Genomic DNA, 13,454 nt, shown 5'->3' on the forward strand with positions numbered 1-13,454 from the left:
ACTCCTGAGCCGCTCCCCCATGAACCTACCGGTAACCCCGCAGCAACGCCACACCGCTCAACAGGCCGAATACCAAGCGATCCTCACGGCAATCCGCGCCGTGCGCAGCGCAGCTACGTCGCTGGACAGCTTTTACCTGGCGCCGCAAACCCTATCGCGTCTCGGCACAGCACACGAGCATGCCCGGAGCCTTTTTCTCGCACTGTTCGAGGATGCCGGCGACTCACTGCTGACCCGGCACCTGCAAGCATCCAGGGGATCGCTGACCCACGTCAGCGCCGTGGCCGATCAATGTCGCTTTACCAACACCCGAGACCATGATGACGATCTCGACTACACCATCAAGGATGTGACCAAAGCGCCTGACAAAATTCTCCAGCTCCAGCGTGCGTTGCTCAGTATAGGCGGACACGTGCGTTCCGACAGGCTGCTGCCACTGGCTCAGCTTGTGAGCTTTTCCGGCTTTACCCTCCCCGCCATTCAGGATGCCTCTGGCCTGGCCCGGCTGATCGAGGAGGTAGAAGAGAAACGCGCTGAGCATCGATTGAATCTGCCACACAGCATGCCGTTGGGAACATTGATGAGCGACGACGACAACGCGTCAATTCAAGATCTGATCGGGACGTTTCTCATCGGTAAAACGCAATCGCTGATCGACTGCCTGGCCAGTGAGATCACGCCGCCTTGCACGCTCAAACAATGGCAGACCCTGCCTGCAACCTGCCTGGAACGCCTGCTCGACACACCATCGGCCCAACGTCTTGGCCAGCGTCTGCTGCAAACACTGGGTTGGTACGGCGCCCTCCCCGATGAGCAGACGATTCCCGACATCGCTGCGCACCTGTTACTTGAAGCGTTGCGATTGTGGTACGAGGTCCCTCGGCAGAGTCATTCGAATCAGGTTGCCGGGTACGCGCTGGAACCACGCCGCCACTACGGAAAAAGCTATGCAGACATTCGCGAGGACTTTTTCCAGCATCTGGAGGACTCGCGACGAACCTCGACACCGACGGAAAAGGCTTTGCTGGGATGGGTGTGTCTGGCGCAATTTCCCTTCGATTTTCAGGTTCGCGGTATCCCTGATGATCTTCCTTACGGGGCTTCGGCGGTCTGGGTCAACTTCGTGCACGGCGTGCAACTGGCGCATGCGCTCGATCCCGATTCGTTGCGACAACTGACCTTTCAACAGTTGATCGACCTGCCGCTGAAAAAAAGCGCAAACGCCAACGCGCAGTTGCAGGCCCTGATTGCCGTGACCCGCGCCGCGGCTGCACAGACCTGGGCCGCGGCGACCGGTGCGCTGCCGCCGTTCACCACTGAGAACGATCAGTCCGGCACGCACCTCGCCATACAAGCGCTGGAGGATCATAAAGCGCACCTGAACAAAGCGGTTCTGCGCCTGGACATCGAGCCGCCGCAACGTCTGCCGCTGGCACAACAGCAACTGAAAAGAGCGCTTGCCAACGACTTGTATGATCACACCAGGATTAACCTCAAACGCTATCACCATCAACCGCAAAACCGTGCCCGACGCAGTATCCTCGACACCCCGGACGTGGCGCTGCCAGTCTGGCCGCTGCTGGAAGTCTATGCATCCGGAGGTCTGGAACCCGACGTTCGCTGGTATGTCAGCGATAACGGCAAGACCGCCACTGAATGGATCAGCCTGTCAGCAGACCAAACCCTGAAAAGCGGTTTTCTCAGTACCGAAAGTCCAGGTCAGCTACTTTCCCGTTTCCCCCGCATGTGCACCTTGCCCGACATAAAATCGTTGCTCGACAAACAGTTCAACGAATACCTGCGCAAGCTCAGAGATGCTTATGAGTACCTGATAAAAACTCAACTGGTGACCTTGCCATGGGCGGACCGACAGGCACTGGAGCACGGCGAAGTGAGGGTCTACTGTCTCAGGGATCAGGCCCACAACATTGCCGGCCGCTGGGAGCCGCCCGAGAGCATCCGGCTGCACCGGGCGCGCATGGGCTTTGTACTGCGTGCGACCTATCAGGGTCTGGAGCACTTTTATGAATGCCTGCCCCGCGCCGGCGTGATACGCAAACGCCCGGATGTCTTGCTCTCGCATCTCGACGGACTGCTTTCACGAACACCACCGCCAAAAAACGGAGAAATCCAGAGCGAAGACATCGCCAGGGTCCACCTGCACCGCCCGCCATTCGATTTGAACGCACACAAGAAAGGTTCGATCCCCAAGCGCGGTGCTTTCTGTCTCGCCGTTCTCGACCCGCTGGGCGCCGCTCTTGCCCCTTCGGCTATTCCCGAGACACACCACAACACCTGGGCAAACCTGACGTTTACCTCGGCGAGAACCGTGCAGATCAGCGCGCTCGTCGCTACCGATCATTTGTATGTCGATGAGAAGGCGTTGTACAGCGAAGCGTGGGGAGAAACCCGCTTCGAACGCGAAGGCCTCAACAAGCACTGGATACATGCACTGAAGGGATTTATCCCGTTCTGGGGCAGCCTCGAAGATATGCAGTCGGACGATCCCGGCAAACGTGCGCTGGGCATCTTCGGATTACTTCTCGATGCGGTGTCGTTCGCGATTCCACTGGGCAAGTTCGTGGCCGGCAGCATCCGCCTCGCTGCCGTCGCCGGCAAAATCGCCATACGCGCCGCGCTGCCAGGCATGGCGCAATTGTCTAAAACGCTTTTGCTGTCCAGCCTGAAAAACCTCAATCCTCTGGATGCGGTACCGGCCTTGCTCAGACTCGCAGGCCGAGGATTGACAACTGCCGTGCGGGCCGTGATTTATCTGGAAAAAAAGTCTCTGTCGCGGCTCAAACGCCTGGCCGGCGTACGCGCTGAATATGATCTGTTGCACAACCTTCCCCAGGCGCTCGACGTCGCACACTGGAAACCCTTGAGCCACTTCGACCAATTGGCTGCCGTCAAAGGTATCGATGACGTTCCGGTGCGCAACGTTGCTGTCGGCGACTCCCGCTATCACGTGCTGGACCCGCTGTCGGAACGTCCGTTCGGCCCACGGTTGACGCCCCAGGATCATGATTTTTCCTTGGGGCGCTCCAGCTATGACGGCACACAAAAAACGGCCAATCAGATCACCATCGAGTTTCCCGAAAAAACCCGTGTACAGCATTTGCCTGAAGCTGACGGGCATCACACGGTGCTGATCGACGACGCGCCGTATCGGCTCGACGGCGAAGAATTGCGGCGGGTCGATCTGATCGATGACAGCCGAAACTGGACCTTGTTACCGTGCCGCCCCCGCCGCGCACCTGGGCATCAGAACGACTGCCGCGTCAGCTACACCACCGGCGAACCGGCACCGACACCAGCCCTTGGCACGGTGGACAAAGACAAAGGCTACGCCCCATGGTTCGGCGACAGGATCTCGGAACCGGCCGCGCTGGCCAGGCGAAACGGTACATTTCTGGCGGTCGACGCCAAGCTGTACCGGATCATCGATAACCAGCCGACTCTGTTCAGAGGTGATCTGGCCGACCTGGGGTTCAGGGGTGGCCGGCTGATACCGCGGCAACAGATCCATGCCACGCTGCAGTTTCGCAAAGGGATTTTCGCGCGCATCAAGACCGGCGGGACTTATGACGGAATCAATGACACGCATCAGGTCGGAGCGATTCTGGTCCCCGCCATCGACGATTCGGCCTCTTACGTTTTCCTGCGGATCAACAGCCATGAATACTATCTGGCGAGCATCCGCAAAGGAGAAATCCCGGGCAGCCGTTTGACGTTCAATCGCCTGTCGCCTGCCGAACTGGCCAACGACACACTGGGCGCCGAACTACTGACGGTTTACACCGGATCGCTGCACGCCAACAACATCGTGCGCATCCATGGTCTCGAAGCGGTACAGCGCGCCATGCACACCATGGAAGAAATCGCCATTCCCATTGGCACCAGCGCTCTACCGGCGAACAATATGAAATGGCTGAACGTCGACACCAGTCCGGGCGAGGCGTTGATGTTCGATCACTCCACCCGAATGATCGTCACCCGATTGCCCGAGGGTGCCGCGACGTGGGCACGCAGCAAAGAGGCGCCGGAAGCGTTTCGATTAAAAACCGCAGAAATATTCGACACGCTGTTTCTGTCACCGACCATCAACCCGGCCAATAGCAGCGCGGCATTGCGCATCGACGGCGCGATGCAGAAGTTGCAAAACCTGCTGCCCATGCGCGAACGCCCGGTCAACCCACGCAACATTGCATTCGCCGAAGTCACCACCGCCGGCGGCCAGCGGGAAATTTACGTCAGTGTCTCCGGCGCGCAGGGCAGCACCCAACGCCTGCCGCTGTTTCGGCACATGGGCGGCGAACATGTGCGGATCGGGCAGACCACCTACATCAATATCGACTACAACTCCGCCTTCCCGCGCACATCTCTGGAAGTGACCGAGCAGGGCCAACTGCTGGCGGTGCCGCTGACCATCAAGGAGCTGAAAACCTACCAACCAACACAGACCAGCCGCCCCACTTCACTGGACAGTGAAAGCAAGTTGATCAGCGTGATTCGCGAAAAATACCCGGACCCGAAGGAAATCCGCGCAGTCGATATCGCGACGACCATGCGCCCGTGCGAATCGTGTTCAGTGGTGATGAAGCAGTTTGGTCATGACGGCGGGGATGCCGCGCTGCAGGTACTCTGGGGTTGATCAGATGCGCTGCAGATGCCCGTAAAGTTTGGCGTACAGGCCACCATCGGCAATCAGTTGCTGATGGTCGCCATCCTCGGCGACCTGGCCGCCATCGAACACCAGCACCCTGTCGGCCTGCTTCACCGCTGACAATCGGTGAGCAATGATCAACGTGGTGCGGCCGTTGAGAAAGCGTGCCATGGCCTGATGCAGGTTGTACTCGGTGGCCGCGTCGAGAGCTGAGGTGGCTTCGTCGAGGATCACTACTTTCGGCTCGGCGAGGATCATCCGCGCAATCGCCAGGCGTTGCCGTTGACCACCGGAAAGGCGTACACCGGAGCGACCGACAATGCTGTCGAGCCCCTGCGGCAAGCCACGGATAGTCGCCTCCATCTGGGCGATTTCCAACGCCTGCCAGCAGGCTTCGTCGCTGCGGGTGCGGCCCATGGTCAGGTTGGCACGCACGGTGTCGTTGAACAGCGCCGGATGCTGCAGCACCACGGCGACGTTTTCCCTGACCAGTTCCAGGCCGATTTCCTGCTGGGTCGAACCACCGAAGCGGATAGTCCCGGACACTGGCGTATACAGCCCCAACAGCAACTGCACCAGCGTACTTTTGCCGCCGCCACTGGCACCGACAATCGCGACTTTCTCGCCGGGCGCGATGGACAGGTTCATCTGGTCCAGCACCAGTTCATCGCCGTAGCCAAAACTCAGGCCTTGCACCTCGATGCCGACGGTCTCACGGCCCTTGAATGGATCGACGCCGCCGGGATATTGCGGCTCGTCGGCGCGCGCCAGCAGTTCGTTGATCCGCGTCAGCGCACCGCCGGCCGCGTAGTAGGCATATTGCAGATTGAGCAGTTGTTCGACCGGACCGATCATGAACCACAGGTAGCTGAACACCGCGAGCATCTGCCCGATCGACAGATCGGAAAACAACACCGTGAGCATCGCTGCCGCGCGAAAGATGTCGATGCCGAACTGGAACAGCAAGCCACTGGCGCGATTGGAGGCGTCGGTTTTCCACTGCGAATTGACCGCGTAGTTGCGCACTTCCTGCGCACGCAGCCCGAGGCGTCCAAGAAAGTAACCCTGCCGGTTGCCGGCGCGCACTTCCTGGATCGCATCGAGGGTTTCGCTCAACGCCTGAGTGAAGCGCGAAGTGCTGTCGTTCTCGAGTTTCTTCAGGTGTTTGACGCGCTTGCCCAGTTGCACCGTGGCGTAGATCACCAACGGGTTGAACAGCAGAATCAGCAGCGCCAGTTTCCAGTGCATCCACATCAGGATGCTCGCGGTACCCACCAGCGTCAGCATCGCCACCAGAAAACGGCTGAGGGTTTCGCCGACAAACTTGTCGAGGGTGTCCAGATCGGTGACCAGGTGTGTGGTCACTGTACCGCTGCCAAGGCTTTCGTATTCGCCGAGGGAAATCCGTTTCAACCGGTCGATCAGGCGCACGCGGATGCGATAGACAATGTCCTTGGCCAAGCGTGCAAACAGCCGCGCCTGCAACACGCCAAAACACAGGGCGCTGCAACGCAGAGTCAGCGTGACCACCAGCATCAGGCCGATATAGCCCGCCGCTTGCTGCCACATGCCCGGCAGCACGTGGTTCATGACTTTCAGTGCCGCGTCGCCATGACCGAGCAGGACTTCGTCGACCAGCAACGGCAACAGCAACGGAATCGGCACGCTGCACAGCGTCGCCAGTACGGCGACGCCGTTGGCGATCCACAGGGATTTTTTGTGATGCAGTGCCTGACGCCGGACTTCTGCCCAGCTCAGCCGGTCGACACGCTTTACGGCTGGCGTGTCATCGGCCAGGTCAGACACAGGCCGCGCGTTCCAGCCAGCGACCGAGCAATGGCGACAGTTCGCTGAGTGGTTGATAGCCGTTGGTCAGCAGCGCCAATTGGCCGTTGCGCTCGGCGAGCAGGGTCGGGAATCCGGCGATGCCCAGATCCTGCACCCAGCTGAAATCGGCCTGAGTCGCCTTGTGTTGATCGGCATGATCGAACAATGCGGCAAATTCGATACGCGGGACGCCGGCCTGCTCTGCCAGTTCCACCAGCACACTGGCCTGGGTCACGTCGCGACCTTCAGCGTAAAACGCTTGCTGGATCAGGCCAACCAGTGTCCACGCGCAATCCGGCGCGAGGCTGCGCGCGGTGACGATCGCGCGGCAGGCAGGCTCGGTGTCGTAGACAAAACCGTCGGGCAACGCGCCCTCAAGCTTGAACGGCTGACCGGTGGCTTCGGTGACCGCTTGCCAGTGTTCAAGAATGTAGCGCCGCGTGGTCGGCTCCAGCGCAGCACCGCTGCCGGTGCGCAACCCGCCGACCACCAGATGCAACTCGACCCCGGCTGCCTGCGCCTGCTCGACCAATGCCTTGGCCACCGGAGCGAACCCCCAGCACCATGAACACATCGGGTCCATCACATAGAGCAGGCGTGCAGACATGGTTAAGCCTCGGTGGATGCTTGCTTATAGTTGTAGCCGATCGGGTGCGGCATGTTGCGCGCCTTGGCCAGTTCGATCTGCTTCTGCCGATCGATGGCGCTGCGGCGGGTCTTCTCGCTCAGCTTGTCCCAGCAATGCGGGCAACTGATGCCGGCCACATAGTGCTCGGATGCACGATCTTCAACACTGACCGGTGTGCGACAGGCATGACATTGATCGTAGTCGCCTTCGCTGAGGTCGTGACGCACGGTCACGCGGTTGTCGAACACAAAGCAGTCGCCCTGCCACTTGGTCTCTTCCTGCGGCACCTCTTCGAGGTACTTCAGAATGCCGCCCTTGAGGTGGTAGACCTCTTCATAACCTTCGCCGAGCATGTAGCTCGAGGCCTTTTCGCAGCGGATCCCACCGGTGCAGAACATCGCGACCTTCTTGTGCACGGCCGGGTTGAAGTGTTCTTTGATGTAGTCGGGGAATTCGCGAAAACTGGTGGTTTTCGGATCAATGGCGCCTTCGAAGGTGCCGATCGACACTTCGTAATCGTTGCGCGTATCGATCAACAGCACTTCGGGGTCGCTGATCAACGCGTTCCAGTCTTGCGGATCAACGTAAGTACCGACCTTCTTGTTCGGGTCGACGCCGTCGACACCGAGGGTGACGATCTCTTTCTTCAGCTTGACCTTGGTGCGATAGAACGGCTGCTCGTCGCAGTACGACTCTTTGTGATCGATATCGATCATGCGTGGATCGTTCTTGAGCCAGGCGAGCAGGCCGTCGATGCCTTCGCGGGTGCCGGACACCGTGCCGTTGATGCCTTCTTCGGCGATCAGCAGGGTGCCTTTGATCTGGTTGTCGACCATCGCTTGCAGCAGTGGCTCGCGCAGGTTGACGTAATCTTCGAGGGTGACGAACTTATACAGTGCCGCCACGACAATCGGTTGTGTCATGGGTATTTCTCCAGGTGGCTACCCTCGCAAAGGGTGAACCGGATTCAAAAAAAAACGCGCCGCTTGAGCGGCGCGTTGCGGATTCTAGCAAAAACATCACCAACAGCGGCAGTCTCCTGTAAGAGCTGCCGCAGGCTGCGATCTTTTGATCTTAGTTTTTGCTACCGCCTGCACAGGTCGGCGACGCCGGAGCGGCGCCGATCTCTGCCCATTCCTGCGGCGTGTAGGTGTGCAGCGCCAACGCATGGAACTCGCCCATCAGCTCGCCGAGCGTGCCGTAGACTTTCTGGTGGCGCTTGACCCGATTGAGGCCGTCGAACTGCGCGCTGACCACCACAGCCTTGAAGTGGGTCTGTAACCCGCGACTGTGCATGTGGCTTTCATCCAGCACTTGCAGATGCTCAGGCTGCAGCAGGCCCAGCGTCGATTCGATGCGTTGTTGCATGGTCATCACGAACTCCGCTTACTTCTTCTTGGCCGGTGCAGCGCCTTTCGGTGCCAGCTCGTTGGTCATGTCGTCGAGCAGCTTGTTGACGACAGGCACGGCGCTTTCCAGTTTGGCCTGGGTCATCTGGGCCGATTGCTGAGTCAGCTGCGGCATTTTTTCGAGGACTTTCTTGCCCAGTGGCGACTGGTAGAACGCGACCAGGTCTTTCAGCTCGGATTCGCTGAAGTTGCTGGTGTAGAGCTTGACCATGTCCGGCTTCAGCTTGTTCCAGCCAATGGCCTGGTCCAGCGCGGCGTTGGCCTTGGCCTGGTAGGTTTCCAGTACGGCTTTCTTGGCTTCCGGGGCTTTGGTCTGCTCAAAACGCTGAGCGAACATTTGCTGCACTTGCATGTACACCGGAGTGCCCAGCTTGTCAGCGTGCGCCAGGGTCAGAAAAGCTTCAGCACTGGCGTTGTGGCTGGCGGTATCGGCAAGCACCTGGCCGCTGGCGCAAACCAGTGCAACCGCGGTGCAGATGGCACGAAGACGAGTCATCGAGTTTCCTTTTCAGCTAGGCGAGGTAAAACCCCAAGGGCGACCATTCTGCGCCTAAAAAACGCCACGGCTCAACCCCCCGAGCCTTGCGGCGCTTGATTGGCCGGGTTTTACCGGTCAACAATCGGTTCGATGGAACCACCTGGGCCGATGCCGGCCTAAACTGCGCAAACAGACCAACAGGAGTGTGCACGATGAGCCGTATCGAAACCGACAGCCTGGGCCAGATCGAAGTCCCGGACGACGCCTACTGGGGTGCTCAGACGCAACGCTCGCTGATCAACTTCGCCATCGGTCAGGAACGCATGCCGCTGCCGGTGCTGCATGCCCTGGCACTGATCAAGAAAGCCGCCGCCCGAGTCAATGACCGCAATGGCGACTTGCCTGCCGACATCGCACGCCTGATCGAGCAGGCCGCCGACGAAGTGCTAGACGGCCAGCACGACGACCAGTTCCCGTTGGTGGTCTGGCAGACCGGCAGCGGCACCCAGAGCAACATGAACGTCAACGAAGTGATCGCTGGTCGCGCCAACGAACTGGCCGGCAATCCGCGCGGCGGCAAAACGCCGGTGCACCCCAACGATCACGTCAATCGCTCGCAAAGCTCCAACGATTGCTTCCCGACCGCGATGAGCATCGCTACCGCGCAAGCCGTGCAGGAACAACTGCTGCCAGCGATTGCCGAGTTGTCCGGCGGCCTCGCGGAACTGGCCGCACGGCACATGAAACTGGTAAAAACCGGGCGCACGCACATGATGGACGCGACGCCGATCACCTTTGGCCAGGAGTTGTCGGGTTTCATAGCGCAACTGGATTACGCCGAACGGGCGATCCGCGCGGCGCTGCCTGCAGTGTGTGAACTGGCGCAGGGCGGCACCGCCGTCGGTACCGGGCTGAATTCGCCGCACGGTTTCGGCGAAGCAATTGCCGCCGAGCTGGCCGCGTTGTCTGGCCTGCCGTTCGTCACCGCACCGAACAAATTCGCCGCCCTCGCCGGCCACGAACCGCTGACCAGCCTCTCCGGCGCGCTGAAAACCCTCGCCGTGGCGCTGATGAAAATCGCCAACGACCTGCGTCTGCTCGGCTCCGGCCCACGCGCAGGTTTTGCCGAAGTGCGCCTGCCGGCCAACGAGCCGGGCAGCTCGATCATGCCGGGCAAGGTCAACCCGACCCAGTGCGAAGCGTTGTCGATGCTGGCCTGTCAGGTACTGGGCAACGACGTGACGATCGGCATTGCTGCCAGTCAGGGTCACTTGCAACTGAACGTGTTCAAACCGGTGATCATCCACAACCTGCTGCAATCGATCCGCCTGCTCGGCGACGGCTGCAGCAACTTCCAGCAGCATTGCATTGCCGGGCTTGAGCCGGATGCAGAAGTCATGGCGCGACACCTGGAGCGTGGGTTGATGCTGGTGACGGCGCTGAACCCGCACATTGGTTATGACAAGTCGGCAGAGATCGCGAAGAAGGCTTACAGCGAGGGGCTGACCTTGCGCGAAGCGGCGTTGGCGTTGGGCTATCTGACCGATGAAGAGTTTGATGCGTGGGTGCGGCCGGAGAATATGATTGAGGCTGGGGCCAAGGGCTGAGGTTTGTAGCGTATCTTGGTCAGTTATCGCGAGCAGGCTCACTCCTACAAGGGGAATGCGTTCCAAATGTAGGAGTGAGCCTGCTCGCGATGGCCCTGACGCGGTTAGCCTGCTGCCATCTTCATTCGCCGCGCCTTGAGTCCGGCAATCAACGAAGGCCCCAACGCCACCAGCGCCGACCCCAACACCACCAGCAACGCCCCGCCATACCCAAGCCCATTGATCTGCTCGGCATGCACATATTCCGGCCAGATTCCCGCCGCAATCGCCACCGCGCCAAACGTCACCAACGGCGTGATCGCCAATGTCGCACTGACCCGCGAAGCTTCCCAATGCGCCAGCGCTTCGGCAAATGCGCCGTAGGCAATCAGCGTGTTCATGCAGCACGCCAGCAGCAACCAACCCTGCAGCGGATTGAGATCGAGGGCTTCCAGCGGATGCACCCACGGTGTCAGCAACAGCGCACAGAACAGGTAGATCACCATCATCACCTGCAGCGAATTCCACACCGTGAGCAATTGCTTCTGGCCCAGCGCATAGAAGGTCCACACCGTCGACGCCAACAACACCAGCAAAACACCAGCGGTGTAATCCGACAATGAGGTCAGCAACTCCGCCAGCCGCTGATTGAAGAACAGCACAAAACCGATCAGCAGCACCGCCAGACCAATTCCCTGACCGATGCTGAAACGCTCCTTGAACACGAACAGGCTGGCGATCAGCAACATGATCGGCCCCATCTGCACCACCAGTTGCGCGGTGCCGGGGCTGAGCAGATTAAGGCCCATCAGATAGAGCACGTAGTTGCCTACCAGCCCGAGCACCGCCATCAGCACCAGCCAGCCCCCCTTTGGCCCGAGCACTTGACGACTCGGCAGGCGTTTGACCGCAGCCAGATAAATGAACAGGCAGCTGCCGGAGACCATCAAGCGAAACCAGGTCACCGTGACCGGATCCATCACCAGCAACACCTGTTTGAGTTTGATCGGCAGGATGCCCCACAGAAAAGCGGTCAGCAGCGCCAGGAACAAGCCGTAGACCCAGCGCCCGGATGAAATGTGCATGCGAACCCCACTGCTGACGAGTGCGCTCATTCTAGGCCCGCCATCGTGTGCGACACAGGGACAGTTGAGGCCAGGACGCGAATGAAACTGTGCAGGTCGCAGCAGTAAATTGACGCGCTGCCGTTGATCGGCTCACCGCGCGCGGCAAGTGCTTCAGGCATAAGCTGATTGGATCCGTTTCAACACCCGGCCAAGGAGACCGATCATGTTAGCAATGCGCGCCCACGACAGCGCCCCCACCACGCACTTTCGCAGCGACCGCCTGTGCCGGGTCAATGGCGAACTGTTTTTCAGCACTCGGGAAAATACCCTTGAAGGGCCGTTTGACAGTCCCGAGCAGGCTGAGCAGGAGATCCGGGCTTACATTGCGCGGATGCAGATACAGGATTCCAACCGGAAACCCAGCTGATGCCATCGCGAGCAGGCTCACTCCTACAGGGGAACGCATTCCAACTGTAGGAGTGAGCCTGCTCGCGATGGCAATCGACCCGTCTACGAAACTCTTCCTGCCTCAACGCACTGCCTCAAACAACCCGGTCGCCCCCATCCCGCCGCCCACACACATGGTGACGATGCCGTAACGCAAATTGCGCCGCTGCAACTCGCGCACCAGATGCCCGACCTGCCGCGACCCGGTCATGCCAAACGGGTGACCAATCGAAATCGAGCCGCCGTTGACGTTGTATTTGTCGTTATCAATCTCCAGCCGATCACGGCTGTACAGGCACTGCGAAGCAAACGCCTCGTTCAATTCCCACAGATCGATATCCGCCACCCGCAAGCCCTTGGCCTTGAGCAGTTTCGGCACCGAGAACACCGGGCCGATGCCCATCTCGTCCGGTTCACACCCGGCGACGGTGAAACCACGGAAAAACGCTTTTGGCTTGAGGCCCAGTTGCAGGGCTTTCTCCAGGCTCATCACCAGCGTCATCGACGCCCCGTCAGACAGTTGCGAGGAGTTACCCGCCGTCACCGAACCGTCTTCGGCAAATACCGGTTTCAGCCCGGCGAGACTTTCGTAGGTGGTGTCCGGGCGGTTGCAGTCGTCGCGATCGACCACGCCATCGAGAATCTGCACTTCACCGCTGTTCTTGTCCTCGACCCGGTATTTCACCGCCATCGGCACGATTTCATCGTTGAACAGGCCGGCGGCCTGCGCCTGCGCGGTACGGATCTGGCTTTGCAGGGAGTAACGATCCTGCGCTTCACGGCTGACGCCATAGCGCCGCGCGACCACTTCGGCCGTCTGGCCCATGGTGTAATAGATGCCCGGCGACTGCTCTTTAAGCAGCGGGTTGATCAGGTGATCGGTGTTGACGCTTTTCATCGTCAGGCTGATCGACTCGACGCCGCCGGCAACGATGATCTCGCTGCAACCCGAGGCAATCTGGTTGGCGGCAATCGCAATCGCCTGCAAACCCGAGGAGCAGAAACGGTTGAGGGTCATGCCGGCGGTGCCGGTGCCCAAGCGCGACAGCACCGCGACATTGCGGCCGATGTTGTAGCCCTGCGCACCTTCGTTGGAGCCGGCGCCAACGATGCAGTCCTCGACGCTGGTCGGGTCGATGTCGTTGCGCTCAAGCAGCGCGTTGACGCAATGAGCCGCCATGTCATCGGGGCGGGTCTGGTTGAACTTGCCGCGAAAGGACTTGGCCAGGCCGGTCCGCACGCTGTCGACGATCACCACTTCACGCATGGCATACCTCATTGTTGTGGTCGGTTGAGAGTGAACCCGAGCATAAGTCCACCCGATTACCGACCGCGACAATCATTCA

Annotated in this window: 10 protein-coding genes; 3 read left to right on the forward strand and 7 right to left on the reverse strand. The window is 60.1% G+C overall.

The window, feature by feature from the left end:
- Positions 1–19: 19 nt before the first annotated feature.
- Positions 20–4,654: a deaminase domain-containing protein gene (locus tag QOL84_RS25145; protein ID WP_283438949.1), complete on the forward strand. Its 4,635-nt coding sequence runs from the start codon at positions 20–22 to the stop codon at positions 4,652–4,654.
- On the opposite strand, the gene QOL84_RS25150 is transcribed toward QOL84_RS25145, so the two are convergent.
- From QOL84_RS25150 to QOL84_RS25170, 5 genes are all read right to left on the reverse strand, one after another.
- The gene (locus tag QOL84_RS25150; protein ID WP_283438950.1) at positions 4,655–6,472 is read right to left on the reverse strand and encodes an ABC transporter ATP-binding protein; all 1,818 of its coding nucleotides are present in this window, start codon (positions 6,470–6,472) and stop codon (positions 4,655–4,657) included.
- A complete protein-coding gene (locus QOL84_RS25155) occupies positions 6,465–7,067 on the reverse strand; it encodes a DsbA family protein (protein ID WP_283439475.1) in 603 nt (200 codons plus the stop codon). Before QOL84_RS25155 ends, QOL84_RS25150 begins: the two co-directional genes overlap by 8 nt.
- Before the next feature lie 35 nt (positions 7,068–7,102).
- On the reverse strand, positions 7,103–8,044 hold the full coding sequence (gene trhO, locus QOL84_RS25160; RefSeq protein ID WP_129394972.1) for an oxygen-dependent tRNA uridine(34) hydroxylase TrhO: 942 nt from the start codon (positions 8,042–8,044) through the stop codon (positions 7,103–7,105).
- A 151-nt stretch (positions 8,045–8,195) separates the two neighbouring features.
- Positions 8,196–8,495 carry a BolA family protein gene (locus tag QOL84_RS25165; RefSeq protein ID WP_283438951.1) on the reverse strand — a complete coding sequence of 100 codons (300 nt, stop codon included), beginning with the start codon at positions 8,493–8,495 and terminating at the stop codon, positions 8,196–8,198.
- 12 nt (positions 8,496–8,507) lie between these two features.
- Positions 8,508–9,026, reverse strand: coding sequence for a DUF2059 domain-containing protein (locus QOL84_RS25170; RefSeq protein ID WP_102354097.1), 519 nt, complete (start codon positions 9,024–9,026; stop codon positions 8,508–8,510).
- 194 nt (positions 9,027–9,220) lie between these two features.
- On the opposite strand from QOL84_RS25170, the gene QOL84_RS25175 reads away from it, so the two are divergent.
- Positions 9,221–10,615 carry a class II fumarate hydratase gene (locus QOL84_RS25175; RefSeq protein WP_283438952.1) on the forward strand — a complete coding sequence of 465 codons (1,395 nt, stop codon included), beginning with the start codon at positions 9,221–9,223 and terminating at the stop codon, positions 10,613–10,615.
- Between the two features lie 104 nt (positions 10,616–10,719).
- On the opposite strand, the gene QOL84_RS25180 is transcribed toward QOL84_RS25175, so the two are convergent.
- A complete protein-coding gene (locus QOL84_RS25180; protein WP_283439476.1) occupies positions 10,720–11,679 on the reverse strand; it encodes a DMT family transporter in 960 nt (319 codons plus the stop codon).
- A gap of 205 nt (positions 11,680–11,884) precedes the next feature.
- On the opposite strand from QOL84_RS25180, the gene QOL84_RS25185 reads away from it, so the two are divergent.
- Positions 11,885–12,088 (forward strand): DUF6316 family protein, encoded by a 204-nt coding sequence (locus tag QOL84_RS25185; RefSeq protein WP_283438953.1) that lies wholly within the window; start codon positions 11,885–11,887, stop codon positions 12,086–12,088.
- 102 nt (positions 12,089–12,190) lie between these two features.
- Here the strand turns inward: QOL84_RS25185 and QOL84_RS25190 are convergent, their stop codons facing one another.
- Positions 12,191–13,375, reverse strand: a complete 1,185-nt coding sequence (locus QOL84_RS25190; protein ID WP_283438954.1) for a thiolase family protein — start codon at positions 13,373–13,375, stop codon at positions 12,191–12,193.
- Positions 13,376–13,454 lie beyond the last annotated feature (79 nt).

It is taken from the genome of Pseudomonas helmanticensis, assembly GCF_900182985.1.
GTDB lineage: Bacteria > Pseudomonadota > Gammaproteobacteria > Pseudomonadales > Pseudomonadaceae > Aquipseudomonas > Aquipseudomonas helmanticensis.